Source organism: Microbacterium sp. bgisy203, from assembly GCF_057706945.1.
In genome coordinates this window covers 23,888-47,807 of record NZ_JBYIPF010000011.1, presented here as the reverse complement: position 1 = coordinate 47,807, position 23,920 = coordinate 23,888, and the positions used below count along the sequence as shown (strand labels likewise).

19 protein-coding genes are annotated in these 23,920 nt (G+C 70.1%); 9 read left to right on the top strand and 10 right to left on the bottom strand.

Annotated features, from left to right (window positions below):
* The first annotated feature begins 149 nt into the window (after window positions 1–149).
* From AC3ENQ_RS13305 to AC3ENQ_RS13285, 5 genes are all read left to right on the top strand, one after another.
* Window positions 150–1,286, top strand: a complete 1,137-nt coding sequence (locus tag AC3ENQ_RS13305; RefSeq protein ID WP_431805224.1) for a tyrosine-type recombinase/integrase — start codon at window positions 150–152, stop codon at window positions 1,284–1,286.
* A 373-nt stretch (window positions 1,287–1,659) separates the two neighbouring features.
* On the top strand, window positions 1,660–3,054 hold the full coding sequence (locus AC3ENQ_RS13300) for an HNH endonuclease signature motif containing protein (protein ID WP_431805223.1): 1,395 nt from the start codon (window positions 1,660–1,662) through the stop codon (window positions 3,052–3,054).
* Between the two features lie 294 nt (window positions 3,055–3,348).
* A complete protein-coding gene (locus AC3ENQ_RS13295) occupies window positions 3,349–5,199 on the top strand; it encodes a gluzincin family metallopeptidase (RefSeq protein WP_431805222.1) in 1,851 nt (616 codons plus the stop codon).
* Window positions 5,199–6,173: a ComEC/Rec2 family competence protein gene (locus AC3ENQ_RS13290; RefSeq protein ID WP_431805221.1), complete on the top strand. Its 975-nt coding sequence runs from the start codon at window positions 5,199–5,201 to the stop codon at window positions 6,171–6,173. Before AC3ENQ_RS13295 ends, AC3ENQ_RS13290 begins: the two co-directional genes overlap by 1 nt.
* Window positions 6,174–6,179: 6 nt before the next feature.
* A complete protein-coding gene (locus AC3ENQ_RS13285) occupies window positions 6,180–6,491 on the top strand; it encodes a hypothetical protein (RefSeq protein WP_431805220.1) in 312 nt (103 codons plus the stop codon).
* Here AC3ENQ_RS13285 and AC3ENQ_RS13280 read toward each other — a convergent pair.
* Window positions 6,483–7,502 carry a T6SS phospholipase effector Tle1-like catalytic domain-containing protein gene (locus AC3ENQ_RS13280; RefSeq protein WP_431805219.1) on the bottom strand — a complete coding sequence of 340 codons (1,020 nt, stop codon included), beginning with the start codon at window positions 7,500–7,502 and terminating at the stop codon, window positions 6,483–6,485. The genes AC3ENQ_RS13285 and AC3ENQ_RS13280 overlap by 9 nt on opposite strands.
* Window positions 7,503–7,543: 41 nt before the next feature.
* Entirely contained in the window at window positions 7,544–9,289 is a 1,746-nt protein-coding gene (gene poxB / locus AC3ENQ_RS13275) for a ubiquinone-dependent pyruvate dehydrogenase (protein ID WP_431805218.1), read from the bottom strand.
* Between the two features lie 187 nt (window positions 9,290–9,476).
* Between poxB and AC3ENQ_RS13270 the strand changes: the two genes are divergently transcribed.
* Window positions 9,477–9,758, top strand: coding sequence for a Fe-S cluster assembly protein HesB (locus AC3ENQ_RS13270; protein ID WP_431805217.1), 282 nt, complete (start codon window positions 9,477–9,479; stop codon window positions 9,756–9,758).
* Between the two features lie 94 nt (window positions 9,759–9,852).
* Here AC3ENQ_RS13270 and AC3ENQ_RS13265 read toward each other — a convergent pair whose 3' ends face one another.
* A complete protein-coding gene (locus AC3ENQ_RS13265) occupies window positions 9,853–10,443 on the bottom strand; it encodes a TetR-like C-terminal domain-containing protein (protein ID WP_431805216.1) in 591 nt (196 codons plus the stop codon).
* A 123-nt stretch (window positions 10,444–10,566) separates the two neighbouring features.
* Between AC3ENQ_RS13265 and AC3ENQ_RS13260 the strand changes: the two genes are divergently transcribed.
* A complete protein-coding gene (locus AC3ENQ_RS13260) occupies window positions 10,567–11,568 on the top strand; it encodes a DUF5692 family protein (protein ID WP_431805215.1) in 1,002 nt (333 codons plus the stop codon).
* Window positions 11,569–11,600: 32 nt separating this feature from the next.
* On the opposite strand, the gene AC3ENQ_RS13255 is transcribed toward AC3ENQ_RS13260, so the two are convergent.
* The 6 genes from AC3ENQ_RS13255 to AC3ENQ_RS13230 form a co-directional block, all read right to left on the bottom strand.
* Window positions 11,601–15,008 carry an error-prone DNA polymerase gene (locus AC3ENQ_RS13255; protein WP_431805251.1) on the bottom strand — a complete coding sequence of 1,136 codons (3,408 nt, stop codon included), beginning with the start codon at window positions 15,006–15,008 and terminating at the stop codon, window positions 11,601–11,603.
* Window positions 15,008–16,609 carry a DNA polymerase Y family protein gene (locus AC3ENQ_RS13250; protein WP_431805214.1) on the bottom strand — a complete coding sequence of 534 codons (1,602 nt, stop codon included), beginning with the start codon at window positions 16,607–16,609 and terminating at the stop codon, window positions 15,008–15,010. Before AC3ENQ_RS13250 ends, AC3ENQ_RS13255 begins: the two co-directional genes overlap by 1 nt.
* Window positions 16,606–17,334, bottom strand: a complete 729-nt coding sequence (locus AC3ENQ_RS13245) for a hypothetical protein (RefSeq protein WP_431805213.1) — start codon at window positions 17,332–17,334, stop codon at window positions 16,606–16,608. The genes AC3ENQ_RS13250 and AC3ENQ_RS13245 overlap by 4 nt, the downstream gene beginning before the upstream one ends.
* Window positions 17,335–17,484: 150 nt before the next feature.
* Window positions 17,485–17,982, bottom strand: a complete 498-nt coding sequence (locus tag AC3ENQ_RS13240) for an HNH endonuclease (protein ID WP_431805212.1) — start codon at window positions 17,980–17,982, stop codon at window positions 17,485–17,487.
* 276 nt (window positions 17,983–18,258) lie between these two features.
* On the bottom strand, window positions 18,259–19,083 hold the full coding sequence (locus AC3ENQ_RS13235; protein WP_431805211.1) for a M23 family metallopeptidase: 825 nt from the start codon (window positions 19,081–19,083) through the stop codon (window positions 18,259–18,261).
* Between the two features lie 365 nt (window positions 19,084–19,448).
* Window positions 19,449–20,156, bottom strand: a complete 708-nt coding sequence (locus AC3ENQ_RS13230) for an iron-dependent transcriptional repressor DtxR (RefSeq protein ID WP_431805210.1) — start codon at window positions 20,154–20,156, stop codon at window positions 19,449–19,451.
* A gap of 110 nt (window positions 20,157–20,266) precedes the next feature.
* Here AC3ENQ_RS13230 and serC point away from each other — a divergent pair, with 110 nt between their 5' ends.
* Entirely contained in the window at window positions 20,267–21,385 is a 1,119-nt protein-coding gene (gene serC / locus AC3ENQ_RS13225) for a phosphoserine transaminase (protein WP_431805209.1), read from the top strand.
* Between the two features lie 17 nt (window positions 21,386–21,402).
* Here the strand turns inward: serC and AC3ENQ_RS13220 are convergent, their stop codons facing one another.
* On the bottom strand, window positions 21,403–22,044 hold the full coding sequence (locus AC3ENQ_RS13220) for a TetR/AcrR family transcriptional regulator (RefSeq protein ID WP_431805208.1): 642 nt from the start codon (window positions 22,042–22,044) through the stop codon (window positions 21,403–21,405).
* A gap of 179 nt (window positions 22,045–22,223) precedes the next feature.
* On the opposite strand from AC3ENQ_RS13220, the gene AC3ENQ_RS13215 reads away from it, so the two are divergent.
* Window positions 22,224–23,885 (top strand): ABC transporter substrate-binding protein, encoded by a 1,662-nt coding sequence (locus AC3ENQ_RS13215; protein WP_431805207.1) that lies wholly within the window; start codon window positions 22,224–22,226, stop codon window positions 23,883–23,885.
* Window positions 23,886–23,920 lie beyond the last annotated feature (35 nt).

Here is a 23,920-nt window from a genome sequence, read left to right as displayed (position 1 = left end):
CGGCGGGAGCCGAACGCACCCGCGGTACCGACACGCGCGATATTCTCCAGGATCGCCGCGGATTCCCCTTGAGCGATGTTGACGCCATCGCGTGAGTGTCCGACACTGGCCCAATACTGGCCACCAAGTCGACACGAGCGGAGGTCGAGATGGGCAGCATCTCGCCGTACGAAACAGTGAAGGGCCGCCGCTACCGCGTGCGCTATCGCAAACCGGATCGCTCCTTGGCGGAGAAGCGCGGCTTCACGACGATGCGCGAGGCGAAGCTCTACCTCTCGATGGTCACGGTGTCGAAGTCGAAGGGCGAGTACATCGATCCCGTTGCGTCGCGGGTGCCGGTCATGATGTTCGCCGACAGCTGGCTGCGTTCGAAGCAGCCGCCGATGTCGAAGCCGTCGTACTACATGACTCTCGAGCGGGCGTGGAAGAACCACGTGGCTCCGGTGTGGGCGCACCGGGAGATCTGGTCCATCCGGCGCTCGGAGGTCCAGGACTGGGTATCCGAGCTCGCGACGCAGAAGTCGAGCACCGTCGTGAAACGTGCCCTCGGGGTGCTCGCCGGCATCCTCGACGTCGCCATCGACGACCGTCGGCTCGCGAGCAATCCCGCGAGGCACATCCGCAATCTCCCGCGGAAGGGTCCCGGCAAGCGGCGCGTTTACCTCTCGCACGACCAGGTGGCAACGTTGGCGGCCTGCTCGGCACACCCGACGATGGTGCTGACGCTGGCCTACACCGGCCTTCGCTGGGGCGAGGCGACCGGATTGCGGGTGCGAAGTGTGAACCGGCTGCGCAAGCGCTTCGTCATCGAGGAGAACGCGGTGATGATCGGCTACGAGATCCACGTTGGCACGCCGAAGACGCATGAGAAGCGCTCGGTTCCCTACCCCGATCGCCTCGCTCCGATGATCGAGCAGGCCTGCGCCGGCAAAGGACCTGAGGGGCTGCTCTTCGGCGACGGCGTCAACCACATGCGCAACTCGGGCAGCCAGGGCTGGTTCGCGAACGCGGTGAAGCGCGCGCAGGCTATCGATCCGTCTATCCCGCGACTCACCCCGCACGACCTCCGCCACACCGCCGCATCGCTCGCGATCAGCTCGGGCGCGAACGTGAAGGCCGTGCAGCGGATGCTCGGGCACGCCTCGGCGGCGATGACTCTCGACACCTACGCCGACCTCTTCGACGATGATCTGGATGCCGTCGCATCACGCCTCAACGACGCCATGCCCCTCATCGCGCTGCCTACCGGTCCGCACACTCGGTACGCGCGACCGAAGCGGCCGTAGAGCACATTGCTCAGTTTCTCGACTGTACTCAGGACGCTCGAAACGCTCGTTTTCGGCGTTCTGCGCCCCCAAATGAAGCCTGGCGAAGGCCTTCGAATCGGTCTCGATTCAGGCCCATAGCGTTTGGAAATGTGGGCAAAAAGTGGGCAAAAACGCGATTCGAGAGGTCTGACCACAGAAGAAATATCTGGTCAGGTGCAAAAAAGAGATGTGCCCCTGGAGGGATTCGAACCCCCGACCGTTCGCTTAGGACGCGCCCGCTCTTCCACTGAGCTACAGAGGCCAGCCCTCCGAGTTTAGCCGCCGCCGCGACAGCGCCCCGCTCGACGAGACGTTCGTCGGCAATGTCGGAACCCCCGCGTAGCGTTCAGATATGAGCTTCTTCACGGCACGCGACCCGCACCGGGATCCACTGCTGTGCGATCCCGAGCTGCGTGACGCGTACGTCCGCACGCTCGATGAGGATGCCGCGCGCTTCGACGCCGACCACGACCCGATCTTCGATGTCGACGAAGACCCGTTCGTCCTTCCGCCCGACGAGGACGAGTGGACCGAACTCGACCGTACGGTCCGCAGTGCCCGCGCCCTCGCCGTCGCGCAGGACGTGCTGTTCCACGAGGCGCTCGAGCGGGCTGCCGCAGAGCCGGATGCCTGGGTGGGACCCGACCCTACCCTCGACCGAGCGTGGCGCGACCCGAGGGGGCGCAGCACCGCACAGGTGCGCGACGACCGGCGGGACCTCGCCGTGCGCGCCGCCGCTGCCGACGTCGGCGCCCGGGTACGACTGAGCGACAACCAGGTCCGGGGCCGCGCCCACCGCGCCGCCACCCTGTCGACACGCACGCCGCTGCTCTGGGAGCGCAGCGTCACCGGCGCCGTGTCGGAGGCGAACGTCGCCATCGCCTACTCCCTCGCCACGACCCTGCCGGACGACGATCCGGATGCCTGGGCCGCCTTCGACTCGGCGATCCACCTCGCGGCCACCACCCTCACCCCAGGCCGATTCCGTCAGCGTGCCCGCGCAGCGCGCGAGCGCGCCCACCGTGAGTCGGCCACCGAGCGTCACACCCGCGCCGCCGCGGACCGACGCGTCGACGTCGACCCCGCCGTCGATGGCATGGCGTACCTCACGGCGCTGATTCCCGCGGCGCAGGCGCTCGCGATCGATGCGCACCTCGACGAGGCCGCGCGCGACCTCGCCTCCGCCGACGACGAGACGCGGACGAAGGCGCAGCTACGCGCCGATGCGTTCGTCGACCTCCTGACACGCCAACCCGAAGGCCCCGGCTCGCGCATCGGCGCGACGGTGCACGTCACTATCCCGGCGCTCGCCCTCGTCGGCCGCGCCGACGAGCCCGCCACCCTCGCGGGCTACGGTCCGATCGACCTCGACACGGCGCGAGAAATGGCGGGCGGCGTCGACTGCATCACCCGCGTCCTCACGGACCCGTTCACGGGCACCGTTCTCGACGTCGAGCGGCGTAGCTACCGCCTCCCGGCAGACCTCAAGAGGTTCCTGCGCGTCCGCTACCCGACGTGCGTCTTTCCGGGCTGCTTGCGTCCGTCGAGCGACTGCGACATGGACCACCGAAAACGATGGACCGACGGAGGCAGCACCTCGGCGGAGAACATCGGGCCGCTGTGTCCCCCACACCATCGGGTCGAGGATGAGACGCTCTGGAGATCTCAACGAGATCCCGATACCGGGACGCTCCGATGGACCAGCCCGTCGGGATTCGTCGCGTACGTCGACCCGCCGCCGTTCTGAGCCGCTCGCCGCGCTTCGACTCGGCGCTGCACTCCCCGCTCAACGACCGCGGGCAGATGCCTGCGCTCCCCGCTCAACGTCCGGGGAGGTACTCACCGGAGAACCTCGCATTTCCCCTGTCGCCGGCCCGCCCAGCGTTCTATCCTGAGCGGTATATCGGAGGTCGCGCTGCGGGGAACAGCGCCCTCCGAGAGCGGCATCCACATCGGGGGACGTATGTCGGCGACCGGATCGAGAAGTCTCACAGTGCCGTGGCCGGATCGGCGGCTACTGCGCTCCTTCGCGTTCGACCCGATGTCGACGCGCCTGTCCGGGCGCTTCCTCACGATCGACGTCCCCCTCGAACGCGACCTCGCCCCCGGCCCCTGCGGCCGCCTCGTCCAGGTCGTCGACTACGACGCCCCGCACGGCGTCTGGTACACGCCCGTCGACCTCAACGCGCCGACCGTCCTCGTCCAGCAAGGCCTCCGCCCCTCCGAAGCCGACCCCCGCACCCACCAGCAGGTCGTCTATGCCGTCGCGATGAGCGTGCTCGAACGCTTCGAGAAGTTCAGCGGCTTCCGCTTCCGCTGGCAGGGAGACGACAAGCTCCGCATCGTCCCGCACGCCTTCGAGGGTCGCAACGCCTACTTCGACAAGCGACTGCGCGCGGTCCTGTTCGGTTACTACCGCGCGGACGAGCGCGACCCCGGCGCGAACCTCCCCGGCCAGATGATGTTCACCTGCCTCTCGGTCGACGTCGTCGCCCACGAAGTGACGCACGCGATCATCCAGCGCATCCGTGAGTACTTCTCCGAACCCACCCACCCCGACGTCCTCGCCTTCCACGAGACATTCGCCGACCTCGTCGCCCTCTTCCACCACTTCACGTTCCGCGAGGTCGTCGCCGAAGCCGTCGCCACATCCCGCGGCGACCTCGAGACCGGCTCGGCCCTGCTCGACCTGGCATCCGAGTTCGGCGTCTCCACCGGCCGCGGCGCCGCCCTGCGCTCGGCGATCGGATCGGAGCGCACCCCTGACGCGTTCCTGCACGCCACCGAACCCCACGAGCGGGGCGCATGCTTCGTCGCCGCCGTCTTCGACGCGTTCCTCGACACCTACCGTGGCCGCATCGGCGACCTCCGCCGCCTCGCCTCGAACGGCACCGGCGTCCTCCCCGAAGGAGCCCTCCCACCCGACCTCGTCGACCGCGTCACATCCGAGGCCGTCAGCAACGCCGACCGAATCCTCGGCATGGTCATCCGCGGCCTGCAGTACCTCCCCGTCGTGGACGTCACCTTCGGCGACGTCGTCCGCGCCATCGTCACCGCCGACCAGGGCCTCTACCCCGACGACGCGATGCACCTGCGCGCAACGCTCATCGAGTCGTTCCGCCGCCGCGGCATCTACCCGCCCGGCGTCTCCTCCCTCGCCGACGACGCACTCCTGTGGGAGCGTCCGCGATCGCCGCTGCGCCTCACCGGCGACGCCGCGAACGTCGATCTCGCCCCGCTCATCCTCGAGGCGACCCTCGACCTCGACGTCAAGGGCACGGCATCCTTCGATCAGCCGCACGACGCACCGACCGATGACCCACCGACCAATGACACACCGCCCGATGACGCACCGCCGCGCACGAAGAGTGCGACGCGCGGTCGCGCCTACCTCGCCCGCTTCCAGGAGTGGGGGGTGCTCCACGCGTACGAGCTGGGGTTGGATGCCGCGCATAAGATCGAACTCGTCGGCGCACGCATCGTGTACCAGCGCGGCGCCGACGACCAGCCCCGTCCGATCGTCGTGCTGCAGTACGCCCAGCGCCGCGACGACCTCGAAGACCAGACCCTCACGGCGAAGGGCACGCAGATCCCGCGCGAGAAGCGCGCCGCGATCCGCGCGAGCGCGACCGTGATCGCGCGCGTCGACGGCGAGGTGCGCTACCTCGTCACGAAGCCGCTCCCGATCACCGACTCCCCCCTGCTCCAGGCACAGCCCGACCCGGTCCGCGCACTCGCCGCAGCCTACGACCAACGCGGCCGAAGACGCCTCGATGCGATTCGCTCCTGGTTCGGCGACGTCGAAGACCGCGACCCGCTCGCCTCGTGGGTCGACGGCGACGCCGCCCTGCGGCTCGACCTCGCCCGCCTCCACGCCGAGGCGGCGACGTGATGAGCGCCCCCACCGCCACCGTCCGCATGTACAACGTCGGCTTCGGCGACTGCTTCCTCGTCACCGTGACGCACGGCGAGCGCTCCTGGCGCATGCTCGTCGACTGCGGCGTCCACCCGCACGGGCGCGCCCGCCCGATCGATGACGTGGTCGCCGCCGTCATCGCCGACCTCACCGCGGTCGCCCCCGCCGGAGAGCCGCCCGCACTCGATGTCATCGTCGCGACCCATCACCACAAAGACCACATCATCGGGTTCGCGTCGCCGCAGTGGGAGGCCGTCGAGGTCGGCGAAGTGTGGGTGCCGTTCGTCGAAGACCGCTCCGACCCCGACGCGAACACCCTCCGCCACGGCCTCACCTCCGCCGCGGCCAACCTGCAGCGCGTCGTCGCGAACCTCCGCCTCGGCGTCAACACGTCCGCGCAGTCCGACAAGCTCGAGCTCGCCGGCGTCCTCGCCGTCAACTCGATGACGAACAAGAATGCCTCAGACCGCCTCCTCGGCAACGGCCGCTCCTTCCGCAACACCCCGACGGTGCGGTACCTGCCGAGCACCGACGCGGACCAGAACACGATCCCGACCGGCATCCCCGGGGCCGTCGTGCATGTCCTCGGACCCTCGCGCGATCCCGCGACCCTGAAACGCATGAACCCGCCGGCCGCATCACGCTGGCTCACCCTCGCCGGCGCGCTCCCCTCCGATCCCGACGCGCCGCCGGAGCCGCCCGGCGCTCCCCCGCCGCTGTTCGACGAGCGGTTCGTCATCGCGCGCGAGGACGCCGAGTCGGTGCTCGAACCCGAACTCATCCATGCCGGCGCGTCGCTGAAGCTCGACCAGAACATCTCCGACGCCGACGACGTGCTCGCTGCGGCATCCGTGCTCGAGCAGTCGGTGAACAACACCTCCGTGTTCTTCGTCCTCGACGTCGCCGGAACGCGCCTGCTCTTCGTCGGCGACGCCCAGCAGGGCGCATAGGAGCACGTGCTCGGCGACCCCGAGTCGCGTGAGCTGCTCACGGCGCCCGCGTTCTACAAGATCGGCCACCACGGGTCGCACAACGCGACCCCGCGCGCATTCGTCGAAGACGTGCTCGGCCACGCCGGAACGATCGCGATGCTCCCCTATGGCCGCGTCGCGCAGTGGAAGGACATCCCGAAGACGACGCTGCTCGACGCCCTCCGCGCCGACGCGGCGACGATCGTGGATGCCTCCGCCCCGGAACCGAGCGACATCGTGACCGTCGGGCCCGACGGTCTCTGGACCGAGGTCCACTTCCCCGGCGATTCAGGCTGAGCCTGCCCACCCGTCGTCGACGTACGTCACCTTCCGCCCGCGCACCGCGTCGTAGCGGGGGTCGGCGGCTGCGCGCGCCGCAACGCTCGCGTGCACGCGCGTGCCGTCGGCGACCGGCCGGCGGCGCCAGTCGAGCAGCCCCCAGATCATGCCGTTGCGATGTGCGCGCCCCGACGCCGATGCCGGAGTGACCGCGCACTCGGCCGAGCGCTTGCGCGCACGCACCAGCAGGCCTTCGGCCACCGCGGCATCCACGATCCATTTCAGCGCGATCGTCGACAGCTCGTCATCGTCGGCGTACGTGCCGCCCACATCGGAGTGGATGCCGGCGAACCACACCTCCTCGCGGGTCTTGTCGTTCGGATCGTCGATGAGGTACTCACGGAACGGGCGTCGCCGCTCGTCGAGCGAGACGGCGTGCCGGATGCGCTGCGCGTTGGGAAGGATGCGCGTGTACGGCCAGGTGATGCTGCGGCGCAGGATGCCGGCCGCCTTCACCGTGTCCCAGAGGCCCAGGTACCGGATCGGCACGGTCGTGCGGTCACCGTCGACCCGCTGCGCGAAGATCTCGGCCATCTTGTGCATGTCGTCGAGGCCTCCGGAGTACGCGGCGACCGCGTACGGGACGAGGTTCTCCGATCCCGGGCGCATCAATCCGAGCGTCCGCAGCATGCCCACGAGTGCGCGCGCGTTGTACGCGCCGCGGCTGAACCCGAAGACGTACACCTGGTCGCCCACCGACCACGTGCGCATGAGCCACGTGTACGCCTCGCCGAGGTTCTCTTTCAGTCCCGAGCCGAACGCCATACCCATCACGCGCGACCACCAGCGCGCGAGCGGTGTCCACGCGCCGGCTGCGGCGAACGTGCCCACGCCCGGGTCGTAGTACGCCACCTGTTTCGCGGGGTCGGCGAGATCGAGCATCCCATACAGCCGCACGACGTTCGTGTTGACACCCGCGCGCGGCTGCGCCGACGTCCCGTCGAAACAGACCACCAGATTCCGGACCATGTCATCGCCCCCGCCCCAGACGAACAGCTGGTCCTAGTGAATCACCGGTGGGTGAGGCGCCGCCAGACGTTCGTGTCGGCAAGATCGAGCAACTCGTCGCCGCGACCCGACAGCACGGTCTTCAGCGCCCAGACGGTGAAGCCCTTCATCTGCGCCGCCGTGATCGTGGGGGGCATAGACAGCTCCTCGCGGGCCGTGACGACGTCGACGAGCACGGGCCCGTCGGTGGCGAGCGCGCGCTCGAGCGCGGCGCGCAGGTCGCCCGGCTGCTCGACGCGGATGCCGGTGATGCCGACCGACTCGGCGACCGCCGCGAACGACGGGTTCTCGAGCCCCGTGCCGAAGTTCACGATGCCGGCCGCCTTCATCTCCAGTTCGACGAAGTTGAGCGATGCGTTGTTGAACACCACGATCTTCACCGGCAGGTCGTTCTGCCGGATCGACAGCAGATCGCCCATGAGCATCGCCAGGCCGCCGTCGCCGGCGAGGGCGATCACCTGACGCGAACGGTCGGCCGCCTGCGCGCCGAGCGCCTGCGGCATGGCGTTCGCCATCGAACCGTGTAGGAACGACCCGAGCAGGCGTCTGCGCCCGTTCATCGTGAGGTAGCGCGCCGCCCAGATGACGGGGCTTCCCACGTCGGCGGTGAACACGGCATCCTCGCTCGCGAGCTCGTCGAGCAGCGCCGCGACGTACTGCGGATGGATGGGCGCCTTGCCGTCGTCGACCGCGAGCTCGTCGAGGCCTTTCCGGGTCTTGCGGTAGTGCTCCACGGCATCCGTCACGAAGGAGTCGCTGCGTCCGTCATCGATCCGCGGGAGGAGCGCCGCCGCCGTCTCACGCACGCCGCCGACGAGTCCGACATCGATCGGGGTGCGCCGCCCGAGCTGTTCGCCGCGGATGTCGACCTGCACGATCTTCGCGTTCTCGGGGAAGAACTGTCGGTACGGGAAGTCGGTGCCGAGCATGAGCAGCGCGTCGCACTTCTCCATCGCCCGGTACCCCGACGCGAAGCCGAGAAGCCCCGTCATCCCGACGTCATACGGGTTCTCCCACTCGATGTGCTCCTTGCCGCGGAGGGCGTGCACGATCGGCGCCTGCAGCTTCGCGGCGAGCGCGACGACCTCGTCGTGCGCTCCCGCGACGCCGGCACCGGCGAGGATCGTCACTTTCTTCGCGCCGTTGAGGACGTCCGCCGCCGCGGCGAGACCCGCGTCGTCGGGCACGACGACCGACGACGTCGCGACGATGGGCGCCGTCGCCCGTCGCGAGGGCGCATCGGCGAAGAACACGTCGCCCGGCACGACGACGACCGCGACGCCGCGCTTCTCGACGGCGGTGCGCATCGCGATCTCCAGCACCCAGGGCAGCTGCGACGGGTCGCTCACGAGCTCCGAGTACACGCTGCACTCGCGGAAGAGCTCCTGCGGGTGGGTCTCCTGGAAGTAGCTGCTGCCGATCTCGGCCGACGGAATGTGGGAGGCGATCGCGAGCACGGGCACGCGCGTGCGGTTCGCATCGAACAGTCCGTTGATGAAGTGCAGATTGCCCGGGCCGCAAGAGCCCGCGACGACGGCGAGTTCGCCGTTCAGCTCGGCATCGGCCCCGGCCGCGAACGCGGCGGCCTCTTCGTGCCGCATGTGCATCCAGCGGATGCCGCCGTCCTTGCCGCTGTCGCGCCGCAGCGCGTCGGTGAACGCATTCAGGGAGTCGCCGGGAAGGCCCCACACCCGGGTCACTCCGGCACGCTTGAGGGTCTCGACGAAGAAGTCCGCAACATCTGCCATGTTCCGACGCTACGCCCGCGGGACGCGGTAGAGGTAGGGGTTGCACCGGGAAAGAAACCTCCGTATCCGGTGGGAGAGTCGAGGCATGGTGTGTCAGAGGTTGCGCAAGGCCCGGATTCTCGGAATCGTGGCCGGTCCGCAACCCCGCGGAGCAAGACCCGGACGCCATCCACGGAAGGAGAGCATCATGCTCACACTCACCGAGAACGCCACCGCCGCCATCGCGCAGCTCACCCAGCAGATCCCCGCCGACACCGCCGGCCTGCGCATCGCGAAGGCCGAGAACCCCGACCAGGGGTACGCCGTCAGCCTCACCGACGGCCCGCAGGAGGGCGACGCCGTCGTCGAGGATGCCGGAGCGCGCGTGTACGTCGATGCCCTCGCGAACGCGCAGCTCGACGACCGGGTGCTCGACGCCCAGCTCTCCGAGGACGGTTCCGTCGGCTTCGCCCTCGCACAGCAACGGTAAGCACCGCGCAGCGGCGATGAACACCGCGCAGCGACGATGAGCACAGCGGCGCCCCGGCCCGGTCACTCCCCCGACCGGCCGGGGCGCCGTCGTGTCAGCGGGCGTTCCGCGCCGCCGTCGCCGCACGCTCGAGGCTCTCGCGCACCTGCCCGTGCATGAAGAACCGCAGCCGGTCGACGAGTTCCTGCGGGTCGTCGGTCATGCCCGTGGCGATCCACTGGATCACGTGGCCCAGCACGGCGAGGGTGTAGTGGTCGACGATGAAGGCGCGATCCTCGGGTCGGACGCGGAGGTCCCCTTCGACGTCGTCGGTGACCGCACGCATCATCCTCCGCAGCGAGTGGAAGAGGAACAGCTGCAGCTCCCGGTGGCTGAGCGAATCGATCACCGAGACCGCCTCGTCCCGGTTGTCGCGCAGGTAGCGGAGGAACGCCGTGAGCCCCTCGGTCCACGTCTCGTGCCCGGCATCCTGCAGCACACGGTCGGCGATGTCGGCGGTGAACACCCATGCGGCGAGGTCGTAGACGTCATGGAAGTGGGCGTAGAAGGTCTGCCGGTGCACCCCCGCGGCATCCGCGAGGCCCGACACCGTCACCCGTGAGAGCGGCTCGGTGCGGAGCGCGTTCTTGAGAGCCCCGGCGAGCGCGAACTTCGCGGGGGCGACGCGGGCGGGTCGACCCGACACTTCCGGGGAATTGTCTATGGTCACCGCACCCGCCGCTTCCTACCGTGGGGATCAGAAGGTGCGGGACGACAGCAAGCATCGGCGAAGGAGCCCGATCCCCCGCACCATGGAGGCATCGAGATCATGTTCCTGTACGAGTCCATCCCCTGGTACTCCTGGATCGCCTGGTTCGCCGTCCTGGGTGGCTTGATCCTACTGAACGAGGTCACCCGTCGCTGGAAGTGGGTGGGTCTCGGCTTCTTCGTCGCCCTGCCGATCATCCTGACGATCTTCGTGTGGCCGACGACGGCGGGAGCCGGTTCCTCGACGGGCACATGGTTCCACTGGGTCAAGGTCTACTCGGCCCTCGCCGGTGTCCTCGGGTTCATGGCGATCCGCTACATCCCGCGTCTCGCGGCGAACAAGTGGGCGCTGCTGTTCCCGCCCGCGATCCTCGGTCTCAACATCCTCGAGGCCTGCATCCGCGACTTCCAGGTCGGCGCGATGGGCGCCGACGGCATGATCGACGGGGTCTTCATGGTCTCCGGACCCTGGAACTACATGAACGGCGTCGCCGGCATCATCAACCTCATCACCATCTGCGGGTGGATGGGCATCATCATCTCCCGCGACAGCTCGCGCGACATGGTGTGGCCCGACATGCTCTGGTTCTGGATCATCGCGTACGACCTGTGGAACTTCGCCTACGTCTACAACTGCGTCGGCGACCACTCCTTCTACGCGGGCGCGGCTCTGCTCATCTCCTGCACGATCCCGGCGTTCTTCATCAAGAAGGGTGCGTGGCTGCAGCACCGTGCCGCGACGCTCGCCCTCTGGATGATGTTCACGATGGCCGTCCCGGCATTCGTGACGAGCTCCGCGTTCTCCGTGCAGGCATCCCACGACCCGGCGGCGCTGTTCACCGTCTCCGCGATCTCTCTCGCGGCGAACCTCGCGGTGCTCGTCTACCAAGGTCACCGCATCATCACTCGCCGCCTCAACCCGCTGACGCAGGAGCTGTACACCGACCTCCCGCAGTACATCGCGGTCCGCGACGCGAACCTCGCACTCGACGACGCGACGAACGCGCACGGCGACACGTCTCATCGGACGGATGCCGGGGCGACGCCCGTGGCGACCCGGTAGCTCCCTCGTCCGGTTCCGCTCCCGCGGCTTCCTCAGCGGAAGTCGCGGGAGCGGTGCGTCACGCCCACTCTGAGATCCTCGAACGCGTCGGCCACGAGGTTCGTCACCCCTTCGGGCGAGCGTTCGAGGATGCCGCGCGCGATGAGCGCGGGCGCATCGCGCAGCACCCGTCGGTACCTGTCCCACGCGCCCTTCGAGCAGATCACGTTGACGAGCCCGTGCTCGTCTTCGAGGTTGATGAACGTGATGCCAGATGCCGTCGCCGGGCGCTGCCGGTGCGTGACGAGCCCCGCGACCTCGACGCGCCGCCCGACCTCGTGCTCCCGCAGCCCCCGCGAGGTGAGGACGCCCCGCGCGTCGAGCTGCGACCGGTAGTGGACGAGCGGGTGGTCGTCGGTCGAGATGCCCGTCGCCCAGAGGTCCGCTGCGAGCACGTCGTAGCTCGACGGGTCGGGGAACAGCGGCGGCTGCACCGAGATGAGCGTGCCGGCGAGGAACTCGGGGCGGTCCTTCGCCGCGTCTCCCGCGAGCCACAGACCCGCCCGCCGTCCGATGCCCATGCTCTCGAACGCCCCCGCCGTCGCGAGCGCCTCGACCTGCGCCTCGGTCGCGCCCGTCCGCCGCACGAGATCGCGCAGGTCGCGGAACGGCCCCTCCGCCGCGCGCGCCGCGACGATCCGCTGCGCGAGCGGCTGCCCGACGCCGGTGACCGCGGCGAGTCCCAGACGCACGGCGAACGCCCCGTCGCGCCGGTGCGCGGCCGACGCGTCGGGCGCGTCGCGGTCGAACGGGCCGACGGGCGGCTGGTGTCGGTGGGTGCAGGCGTCGCGTCCGGTAGGTGTCCTCTCTCCGTCCGAGATCGCCTCGAGCCCCGCGTCCGCCCCGGAGGCGTGGATGTCGGGGCGGAGCACCGTCACCCCGTGACGCCGCGCGTCGGCGGTGAGGGTCGCGGGCGAGTAGAACCCCATGGGCTGCGCGCGCAGAAGAGCCGCGAGGAACGCCGCCGGGTAGTGCAGCTTCAGCCACGACGACGCGTAGACGAGGAGGGCGAACGAGAGCGAGTGGCTCTCGGCGAAGCCGAAGTTCGCGAACGCCTGGATCTTCGCGTAGATGTCGTCGGCGACCTCTCCCACCAGGCCGTTCCGCTTCATGCCGGCGTAGAGCTTCGCCTTGACCGATTCGATGCGCTCGATGCCGCGCTTGGATCCCATCGCCCGGCGGAGCACATCGGCATCCTCCCCCGTGAGGTCACCGACCGCCATGCCCATCTGCATGAGCTGCTCTTGGAAGATCGGGATGCCGAGGGTCCGCTCGAGCACCGGCTTCAGCTTGTCGTGCGCGTACGTCACCTCCTCGCCCTGCACCTTCCGGCGCACGTACGGGTGCACCGCGCCGCCCTGGATGGGACCGGGCCGGATGAGGGCGATCTCGATCACGAGGTCGTAAAACCGTCGCGGCTGCAGGCGCGGCAGCAGCCCCATCTGCGCGCGGGACTCGACCTGGAACACCCCGATCGAATCGGCCCGGCACAGCATGTCGTAGACCGCCGCCTCTTCCTTCGGGATCGCGTCGAGCGACCACTCCTCCCCGGTCGCCCCGCGGATGAGGTCGAAGCAGTACTGGAGGGCCGCGAGCATGCCGAGCCCCAGCAGGTCGAACTTCACGAGCCCCATCCAGGCGGCGTCGTCCTTGTCCCACTGGATGACGGTGCGCCCCGTCATCCGCGCGTGCTCGATGGGCACGACCTCGCCCACCGGCCGCTCGGTGAGGACCATCCCGCCCGAATGGATGCCGAGGTGCCGCGGCGCCTTCATGAGCGCCGCGGAGTACTCCAGCACCCGGTCGGGGATGTCATGGGCACCGGCGACCGGGCCGTCCCACCGCTCGACCTGCTTCGACCAGGCATCTTGCTGCCCCGGCGAATGACCGAGCGCCTTCGCCATGTCGCGCACCGCGTTCTTGGGGCGGTACTGGATGACGTTCGCCACCTGCGCGGCGCGCTCGCGTCCGTACGTGTCGAAGACCCACTGGATGATCTCCTCGCGCCGGTCGGAGTCGAAGTCGACGTCGATGTCGGGCTCCTCCTCGCGCATCGCGGAGAGGAACCGCTCGAACGGCAGCTGGTAGAAGATCGAGTCGACCGCCGTGATGTCGAGCAGGTAGCAGACGGCGCTGTTGGCCGCCGAGCCGCGCCCCTGGCACAGGATGCCGCGGTGCCGCGCCTCGGCGACGATGCCGTGGACGATGAGGAAGTACCCCGGGAAGTCCTTCTGCTCGATGACGGCGAGCTCGCGGTCGATGCGGGCGCGGTCGGCCTCGGTGGCGTCGGGATACTTGCGGGGCACGGCGTCCCATACGAGCTTCCGCAGCCACGTCATCGGCGTGTGACCCTCGGGGACCGGGAGCTTCGGGAGGGCGGGCTTCGCGCGCCGGAGCGGGAAGGCGAGCTCGTCGGCCAGGGCGACGGTGCGCGAGATCGCTCCCGGGTAGCGGCGGAACCGCAGCGCCATCTCCGCCCCCGACCGCAGGTGCGCGCTCGCGTGCGCGGGGAGCCACCCGTCGAGCTCGTCGAGGCCCCGATTGGCGCGGACTGCGGCGACCGCCGCGGCCAGGTGCACCCGCTCGGGCACGGCGTAGTGCACGTTGTTCGTCGCGAGGATCGGCAGACCGCGGTCGGCGGCGAGCGCGGCGAGGATGTCGTTGTCGCGCGTGTCGGTGGGAGAGCCGTGGTCGATGAGCTCGACGTTCACGGCATCCGCACCGAAGAGGTCGACGAGCAGGTCGAGCTCGCGCGCCGCCGCGGCGGCATCCGGGGCCGCCCGGCCGCCGGCGCCGGCGAGCGCCCGCCGGACGGCGCCCTTCCGGCACCCGGTGAGGATCGCCCAGTGCCCCTCCGCCCGCGCGGCGAGGTCGGCGAGGTCGTAGCGGGGGCGGCCCTTCTCCCCGCCGGCGAGTTGCGCGTGAGTGAGGGCCGCGGCGAGACGGTGGTAGCCCTCCTCACCGCGGGCGAGGACGAGCAGGTGCTGCGCCTCAGGGTCGGGTGGGCCGCTGCGCGCCGGCGCGCGCGAGTACCCGTCGACCGAGAGCGAGAGCTCCGCCCCGAACACCGTCTTCACGGTCAGCTGCTCGGCCGCTTCGGCGAAACGGGCAATGCCGTAGAACCCGTCGTGGTCGCAGATCGCGAGGGCGTGAAGCCCGAGCCGTTCGGCTTCTTCGGCGAGCTCGGCGGGAGAGGAGGCTCCGTCGAGGAACGAGAACGACGAGTGCGCGTGCAGCTCGGCGTACGGCACCGCATCGTCGGGCCGCTCGATCGGGGGCTTCTCGTACTTCCCGCGCTTGCGCGAGAAGGCCGGCCCGTCGCCGCCGTCGGGTTCGGCGGAGCGCCCGCTGAGCACGCGCTCCATCTCCGACCAGGTCACCCCGGGGTTGTTGAAGCCCATCAGTCGTACACCCCCTCGGCGTGCCACGTCCCCTCTTCGCAGACGAGCAGCCACGCGCTCTGCGCCGCGTCGACGATCTGGAAACGGTGCGCGGTGCGGGAGCGTGCGGGATCCCACCCCCGCTCGATCACGGGCCACGGCCCCGCCCACTGCCGGATGCCGCGCTCCCGCCCCCCGACGCTGAAGCGCACCGGCTCGGCCGTCAGCTCGCCGCGCGTGCCGACGGCGACCATGTCGCCTTCCTCGTCGAGCACCGCGACCGGCACGGCTTCGGCGAACACGGTCGCAGGCAAAGGCCCGGGGAGGCTCCCCGGCCAGGGGCGGTCGGCGGTGGCCGCTGCGGAACCTGCCAGGGCCACGTCGACGTCTCCCCACGGAACGAGGTGCTGTCTTTCGGCGAGCCAGCGCCCTCCGCCGATCTCGGGAGTGAGCACTCCCTGATGCCCGAGCATCGCCTGCACGCGTGACAGGGCGTGGTGCACGCGCTCGTCAGGCCCGGCGCCGAACAGGCGCGCGGTGTGGTGCGCGGCGGCATCCACCCCGTCGGGTTCGATCCGGACGCTCGTGACGGCGCTGCGGAGCCCCCCGCGCCCCACCCCCTGCTCGGCGAGCTGCCAGCGCACGCGATCGACGACCGCTGCCGCGTCGAACGCCCCGGGGTGCAGCCACACCCGGTCGCTGCGGTCGCCGCGCTCGCCCGTGAGGACGACGCGGAGTCCCGTGCAGACGAGGTCGTGGGCGGCGAGGCGCGCGACGAACTCCTCGGCGGGCACACGCATGCCGAACGCGATCTGGTCGGCGAGGGCGACGGGCGGCTCGAACGCGATCTCGCGGTGCAGTTCGGGCGGGGGCGTCCGCACCGACACGGGGCGCGGGTCCTCCCCCGCCGCGAGGGCGTGCAGGCGCGCGCCCCGGGCGCCGAACCGTTCGGCGAGGCGTTCGGCGCCGAGCGCGGCGACCTCGCCGAGCGTCTGCACCCCGAGGCGGGCGAAGAGCCCCACCGTCTCGTCGTCGAGGACACCGACCGGCAGCGGCGCGAGGAAAGATGCCGCCCGCCCCGCCGGCACGATCCGCACCGGGTCGCTCGCCCGCGTGCCGCGGCGCGCCGCCTGCTCGGCGGTGAACGTGCCGTCGCCGACGCCGACGCGCACGTCGTCGACCCCGAGCCCGGCGATCGCCCCGGCGAGGACGGTCGCCGCGGCCGCCTCGCCCCCGTAGAACCGCGCCGGCCCCTTGGCGCGCAGGGCGCACATCCCCGGCGCGACCAGCTGCACCCCGGGTGCCGCCTCTTCGACCGCCGCGATCAGCGGCGCGAACGCGCGATGATCGCGCACCGGATCGTGCAGCACGACCTCGAGGTGCGGGCAGCGCGCCTGTGCGTCACGACGCCGCTGCCCCCGCCGCACCCCCTCGGCGCGGGCCGCGGGCGATGAGGCGACGACCATGCCCTTGTCGAACACGGCGATCGGCAGCTCCGGATCGAGCGGGTCGTCGCCGTCGCGCCCGAGCGCGACGATCGGCCAGTCCGGCACCCACACCACGAGGTGTCGCGGCGCGATGGCCGACGGGGCGGAAACGGAGGTGGAGGAGACGGCGTTCATCCGACGGCCCTCAGCCCGGTTCGAACCGGCGCCGCCGACGCACGTCCCGGCATCCCGCCCGCGGCGCCGGCGACGCCGCCCGCGGCATCCGGCAGCAGCACACGCCCCGTCCGCGGCACGGGGAAGCGGCGGCTCGTGACGGTGACGGTGAGCTCACGTCCTTCGAGGATGCCGTAGCCGTCGCCGAGGCCCGACCACGACGGGTCGCCCACATCGATCATCGCCTCCGTCTGCGGCCACGGCCCCTGCACGAGCAGAACCGCCTCGCGCTCGCGCATGCGGGCGGCGAGCCGGGAAATGTCGGCATCCTTCGCGCGTGCGGGCGGACGCACCGCGACCACCGGCAGCACATCGGCGACGGCGGCGGTCACCGCGAGCCAGCGCTCGCCCGGATCGGGCACCAGCACGAGGCGCGACAGGTCGACCCCCGCCGCGCGCGCCGCCTCGGCCCCGAGATGCGGCATGCCCACCGCCGCGCACCACGCGCCGTCCTGCGAGGGGCGGGCGAGCAGCGAGAAGAGGAGCGAGGTCGACCGCCCGAGAGAGTACGACGAGCCGGGGCGGAGCCCACCCCCGGGCAGAAGGGATGCCAGGGCCTGCGGCACCGGGAGCACGGGCACGTCGAGCCGCCGCCCCTGCAGGCGGTCGAGCTGCGCACGCAGAGCGGCCACCGTGTCGACGGTGGTGCCCGCCGCGCTCCGCGCCTCACCCATGATCGACCTCATCTCACCAGGCTAGAACTTCTGTTCTAGTTCTTCAATCCGGTGAGGTCGAAGATACGCTCGGCCTCCGACATCGTCCGCGGGAGGCCCGGGAGCCTCGGGCTGTGGGCGTTGGGCTGTGGGCGTCGGGCTGTGGGCGTCAGGCCGCGAGGGTCACGCGGCGAGCGAGAGGTACGGCTCCCAGGCCGGGTCGGAGCGCTCCGTGCCGCGCACGGTCCACTGCGCGCCGCGCGGCGGCTGCGGCACCCAGCGCAGCTCCCACCTCATCTCCTGCGGCGTACGGTCGCCCTTCACGTTGTTGCACCGCAGGCAGCACGCCACGAGGTTCTCCCACGAATCGGCCCCGCCGCGCGACCGCGGCAGGATGTGGTCGATCGTCGTCGCCGCCTTGCCGCAGTACCCGCAGCGGTGCGCGTCGCGACGCAGCACCCCGCGGCGCGTGACCGGCACGCGCCGCGCGCCCGGCACCCGCACGTAGCGGGTGAGGACGATCACGGCGGGGCGATCGGTGGCGCCGTGGAGGCTCCAGACGGGATTGTCGTCGATCCGCTCGATGACGGTCGCCTTCTCGTTCATGACGAGCACGAGTGCCCGCTTGAAGGAGACGACGGCGAGCGGCTCGTAGCCGGCGTTCAGTACCAGTGTGCGCATGCGGTCTCTGTCCTCTCGAACGGCACTGACGGCTTCAGTGGCCTCTCGGTGTGCGATCGCAGGAGACGACGGGGCGCACGGGCACGAAAAAAGGCGCTGTCGAAAGACAGCGCCTTGATCGCACGGCTCTCGCCGCGGCAGTCGTGTACGCGATGCCGAAGGACGTAGCGGCCGGATGCGTTCCGGCAGAGGGCATCCATGGTGCGGATGCGGGCTCCTGCGACGTCCATCGACTCCCCCTCGGCTTCTGCGAGCGTCGGGATCAGGCTAACGCAGTCAGTGCACGTTGGCCTGCAACCAGCTCTCCGCATTGGTCCACGCGCCGTTGACGTAGATCTCGAGGTGCAGGTGCGTGCCGTAGGCGCGACCGGTCTGACCGACCTGGCCGATGAGCTGTCCGGCGCTGACGGTCTGGCCGACCTCGACACGGCGGGTGCCGTAAGTCATGTGGGCGTAGAGGGAGGTGACGCTCTGTCCGCCGACGTTGTGGGCGATCTTGACGTAGACGCCCCAGCCGGGACCGTTCTCGCTCGACGCGACGACGACGCCGTCGGCGATCGCGTAGATCGGGGTGCCGCCGCCGACCATGTAGTCGGTGCCCTTGTGACCCGCGTACGGCGTGCCGAAGTTGTTGAACGACACGAGCGGACGGACGACCGACCCCGCGGGGGCGATCGACTCGGCGATCGCGCCGGTGAACGACGACGACGAGGACGAGGACGACGAGGCGACCTTGCTCGCCGCGGCGATGCGCGCGGCGGCGGCGGCCTTCGCGGCCTCCTCATCCTTCTTCGTCTGGATCTCTTCGGGCGTCGTCGCGCTGTAGCTGCCGCGGTCGAGCGCGGCCGGCGTCTCTTCCGACGCCACGACGAGTGACTGCGCGTTGTCGGCGGCCACCTGCTGCAGCGTCGTCACCGCGGCCTCGGCGGGAGCGGCGCCGCCCGTCGCGCTGAGCGCAGCGGGGACGGCGACGGTCGCGACGAGACCGGCCACGGCGGCGAGGGTCAGGATGCTGCGGGCGGGGTGCGGCTTGCCTGCCGCACGGCGCGCAGCCGCTCGCGAAAGGGCGGGGGCGGCTCCGGGCGCCGGTCGCGCGCTCACGGACTTTCGGGCGCGTCGCTGGGAAGAGGTGTTCGTCGCTTCGGATTCGGGGTTCTCCCGCGACGAGTCGAACGTGTCAGCCAATGGTCCTCCGGCGCCTCCGCATGCCCCCCGCGGGGGCGGGGGATCGTTGGTTCGTCGGCACTCGGTGTCGGGCACAGATGTACGGGTGTCACCGCGCGAACGACGAACCCATGAGGCAATTCGTGCGGAGATCCTTGGCGGGCTTCTCGCCAGTTGGACCTTTGCAGGCTACCCGAAGGTAACGAATATGTCACGCAGAGACCGGCGCGCCCAGGTCTTTTCCACGGGATGCCCAGAATCTCGCCCCGGGGATGTCGCCGAATCGAGCGACCGCGAACGGGTCAGACCTGCGGTGCGGCATCCACCAGGAACAGGTGCGAGGCGACCTCGATGGGCAGTTCGATGCCCTCGTCCTGGCCGTCCATCTGCACGAGCACGTACCCCTCGCTGAAGCGGAAATCGCCGCTCGCGCCGGGGACGACGCCCGCATCGCGCAGTTGGGCGAGCAGCTCCGGGTCGACCTGCACGGGCTCGGCGAGACGACGGACGGTGCCGGTCACCGGTGTGCCGACCTCGTTGAGGAGACGGACGAGACCCACGACGCCCTCGTCGAACGTGCGCGCGGGGACATCGCCGAGCTGGTCGAGACCGGGGATCGGGTTTCCGTACGGCGACTCGGTCGGGTGGCCGAGAAGCTCGAGCAGGCGACGCTCGACGAGTTCGCTCATGACGTGCTCCCACCGGCACGCCTCGTCGTGGACGTACGCCCAGTCGAGACCGATGACATCCGAGAGCAGGCGCTCGGCGAGGCGGTGCTTGCGCATGACGTCGACGGCCTTCTGACGCCCGTCGTCGGTGAGGGCGAGCGAACGGTCGTCGGTGACGACGACGAGACCGTCGCGCTCCATGCGCCCGACCGTCTGCGACACCGTGGGGCCGGAGTGGCCGAGGCGCTCGGAGATGCGGGCGCGCAGGGGCACGATGCCCTCCTCCTCGAGTTCGAGGATCGTGCGCAGGTACATCTCGGTGGTGTCGATCAGGTCGGTCATGGATGCCTCGGTGGTGCGTCGGAGCGCGGTGCGGGGGTGGACCTCCAGCCTATCCGTTTGTGACGGCCCGGCGGCGGAACGCCCCCGCCCGCACCCCTACAATCGGACCCATGGCCCACGTCACGCTGCCCCGCGAGATCCTGCCCACCGACGGACGCTTCGGCTGCGGACCCTCGAAGGTCCGCGCCGCCCAGCTCGCCGCCCTCGCCGGGCCCGGTTCGGTCCTCATGGGCACCTCGCACCGCCAGGCCCCGATCAAGAGCCTCGTCGGCCAGGTGCGCATGGGCCTCTCCGATCTCCTTCGCCTTCCCGACGGGTACGAGATCATCGTCGGCAACGGCGGCTCGACCGCGTTCTGGGATGCCGCGGCGTTCGGCCTCATCGAGAAGCGCGCGCAGAACCTCGTCTTCGGCGAATTCGGCGGCAAGTTCGCCGCCGCGGCCGCCGCCCCCTGGCTCGAGGCCCCCGACGTCCGCAAGGCGGAGCCGGGCACGAGCACGGTCGCCGAGGCCGTCGCGGGCGTCGACGTCTACGCGTGGCCGCACAACGAGACCTCGACCGGCGTCGCCGCCCCCGTCACCCGCGTGCGCGGCGACGAGGGCGCGCTCACCGTCATCGACGCGACGAGCGCCGCCGGCGGCATCAACGTCCGCATCACCGAGGCGGACGTCTACTACTTCGCCCCGCAGAAGAACCTCGGCTCCGACGGCGGCCTGTGGTTCGCCGCCGTCTCCCCCGCCGCGATCGAGCGCATCGAGCGCGTCGCCGCATCGGGCCGGTACATCCCCGAGTTCCTGAGCCTGAAGAACGCGCTCGACAACTCGCGCCTCAACCAGACGCTCAACACCCCCGCCGTCGCGACGCTCTTCCTCCTCGACAAGCAGCTCGAGTGGATCAACGAGAACGGCGGGCTGGGCTGGGCATCCTCGCGCACCGCGGAGTCCTCGTCGGTCCTCTACGACTGGGCCGAGTCGGTGCCCTACGCGACGCCGTTCGTCGCCGACCCCGCAGACCGCTCGCCCGTGGTCGTCACGATCGATTTCGACGAGGGCGTGGATGCCGCAGCCATCGCCTCGAGCCTCCGCTCGAACGACATCGTCGACATCGAGCCGTACCGCAAGCTGGGGCGCAACCAGCTGCGCATCGCGACGTTCGTGTCGATCGAGCCCGACGACGTGCGTCAGCTCGTCAAGTGCATCGAGTACACGGTCGAGGGCCAGCGGGGCTGACTGCCGCCGGATGCTCCTCAGCCGTCCGCGTCCAGCGGCGACGACTGCGGAGAGAGCACCGCTGAGACGATGGCTTCGATCGCGAACTGCGATGCGCGACCGAGATCGATAGACCGGCGATCGAGGAGCCACTGCACCTGGAGGCCGTCCATGACGGCGAGGATCGCCGCCGAGGCATCCGCCACCTGCTGTGGATCGTCGATCCCGCGCTCGGCGCAGACCACCGCGAACGCCTCGGCGACTTCGGCGCGCAGCGTGGCGTAGCGCTCCTCGAAGTACGGGCGGCCGGGGTGGTCGTCGGTCACCGACTCTGCGGAGAGCACGGCGTACGCCTGCACTATTCCACCCTGGTCGGCGTTCTGGAACGCCGTCTGCACGAGGTGGCGGAACAGCGGCATCCCGTCGGGAATGTGCTGACCGTCGAGGTGCGCGACGTCGGTCGCGTCGCGATGGGCGAGAACAGCGAGGAGGAGCTGCTCCTTCGAGCCGAAGTGGTGCAGGATGCCGGCGTGGGTCATGCCGACCTGATCGGCGATCTCCTGCAGCGTCCCTCCTGCAAAGCCCTTGGCGCCGAAGATGTCCACCGCCGCGTCGAGGATCTCTCGACGGCGGACGAGCGTCTCGGGGCGTGAGCGCGGCTGACGTCGCGTCGCGGTCATCGTCGCCCTCCTCTCGTCGCGGCGGGTGCGAGTCTATCGACCCCGATCGGCTCGTCTGTGCGACCACTTGCCTACTTGCTTACTTGATTGTAAGTTAAATCCGCAATCACACTCAGCGCCGAGGTGACGATGTCCTCTTTCGTCCGGCGGCTATGAGAGTCCACAACGAAGGAGAAGCAATGAGGCTCAGAACCTCCCTCGCTGCCGTCGGTCTGGTCGCGGCCCTCGCCCTGACCGGATGCGCAGGCAGCGGCAGTTCCGAGGGCGGTGCGTCCGGCTCGGGCGCAGCGCTCACGATCGCCAAGCCCGACGGCGCGATCACCACGGAGTCGAACAATCCCTATCTCGGCGACTCGTCCGCCTCGAAGTACGGCTACGCGAAGGTCATCTTCGAGTCGCTCGCACTCGTCAATCCGACGGGCGATCTCGGCACGACGCCGTGGCTGGCCAAGTCGGTGGAGTGGAACGACGACTACACCCAGCTGACCGCGGTCGCCCGCGACGGCGTGACGTGGAGCGACGGCGAGGACTTCACCGCCGAGGACATCGCGTTCTCGTTCAACCAGGTGCTCGACGGCAAGCTCAACGACACGAACGCGTTCGGCCTGAAGGACGTGACCGTCGACGGCGACACCGTCACGATCGAGTTCGACAGCTCGAAGTACACCGCGCAGGCCCGCGTGCTGCACTTCCCGATCGTGCCCGAGCACATCTGGAAGGACATCTCCGATCCGAACACCGACCCCCTCACGGCCGAGGGCACCGCGGTGGGCACGGGCCCGTACGTCCTGAGCAACTGGTCGACCGAGTCGGTCACTCTCACCGCCAACGACGACTACTGGGGCGGCGACCTCGCCGTCCCCGAGCTGCACTACGTCTCCTACGGTGACAACGCCGCACTGACGACCGCCCTCGTCTCGGGCGAGGCCGACTGGGCGCAGGCGTTCATCCCGCAGATCGATAAGAGCTTCCTCGCCGCCGACGAGCACAACCAGTTCCTGGTGTCGCCGACCGCGGGTGCAGCGACGCTTTTCATGAACCTGCAGAAGAAGCCGTTCAACAACGTCGCGCTGCGCGAGGCGCTCGCGTGGACGATCGACCGCCAGGCGTATGTGGACATCGCCCGCGAAGGCGCGAGCCAGGCGATCTGGAGCCCGACGGGTCTCGGCGAGATCCTCGACAAGGAGATCCTGCCCGACTACCAGGGCAAGGAGTACAAGGTCGACATCGACAAGGCGAAGCAGATCCTCACCGACGCGGGCTACACGTGGAACGGCTCGGACAAGCTCGTCGACCCCGACGGCGAGGTCGTGACATTCTCCGTGTCGGTTCCCGCCGGCTGGAGCGACTGGAACACCGAGCAGTCGCTGCTGGCCGAAGAGCTCGACAAGGGCCTCGGCATCGAAGTCAAGATCGACCAGCCCGACTGGGGCGGCTGGGACGCCGCCCGCCAAGAGGGCACGTTCGACATGATCATCCACTGGCTGGAGGACACCGGCAACGCGTACGGCCTGTACACCTCCACGATGGACCCGAAGTGGATCGTCGACGGCAAGGCGCAGTTCAACTTCGGTCGGTTCGACGACCCGGCGGTGACAGAAGCGCTGAACACCTACGCGAACGCCTCGTCGGACGATGAGCGCCAGGGCGCCCTCGCCGTGATGGAGAAGGCGTTCGTCGAGAACGTCCCGGCCATCCCGCTCGGCGCGCACCCGCTGCTGGGCGAGTTCAACACGCGCAACTACGTGGGCTGGCCGTCGGAGGACGACCAGTACACCTCGGGTGACCCGACCCAGCCGGGGATCGTCCAGGTTCTCACGAAGCTGAAGCCGGCCAACTGATCGGACTGCGGGGGCGGGCGGCCGCCCGCCCCCGC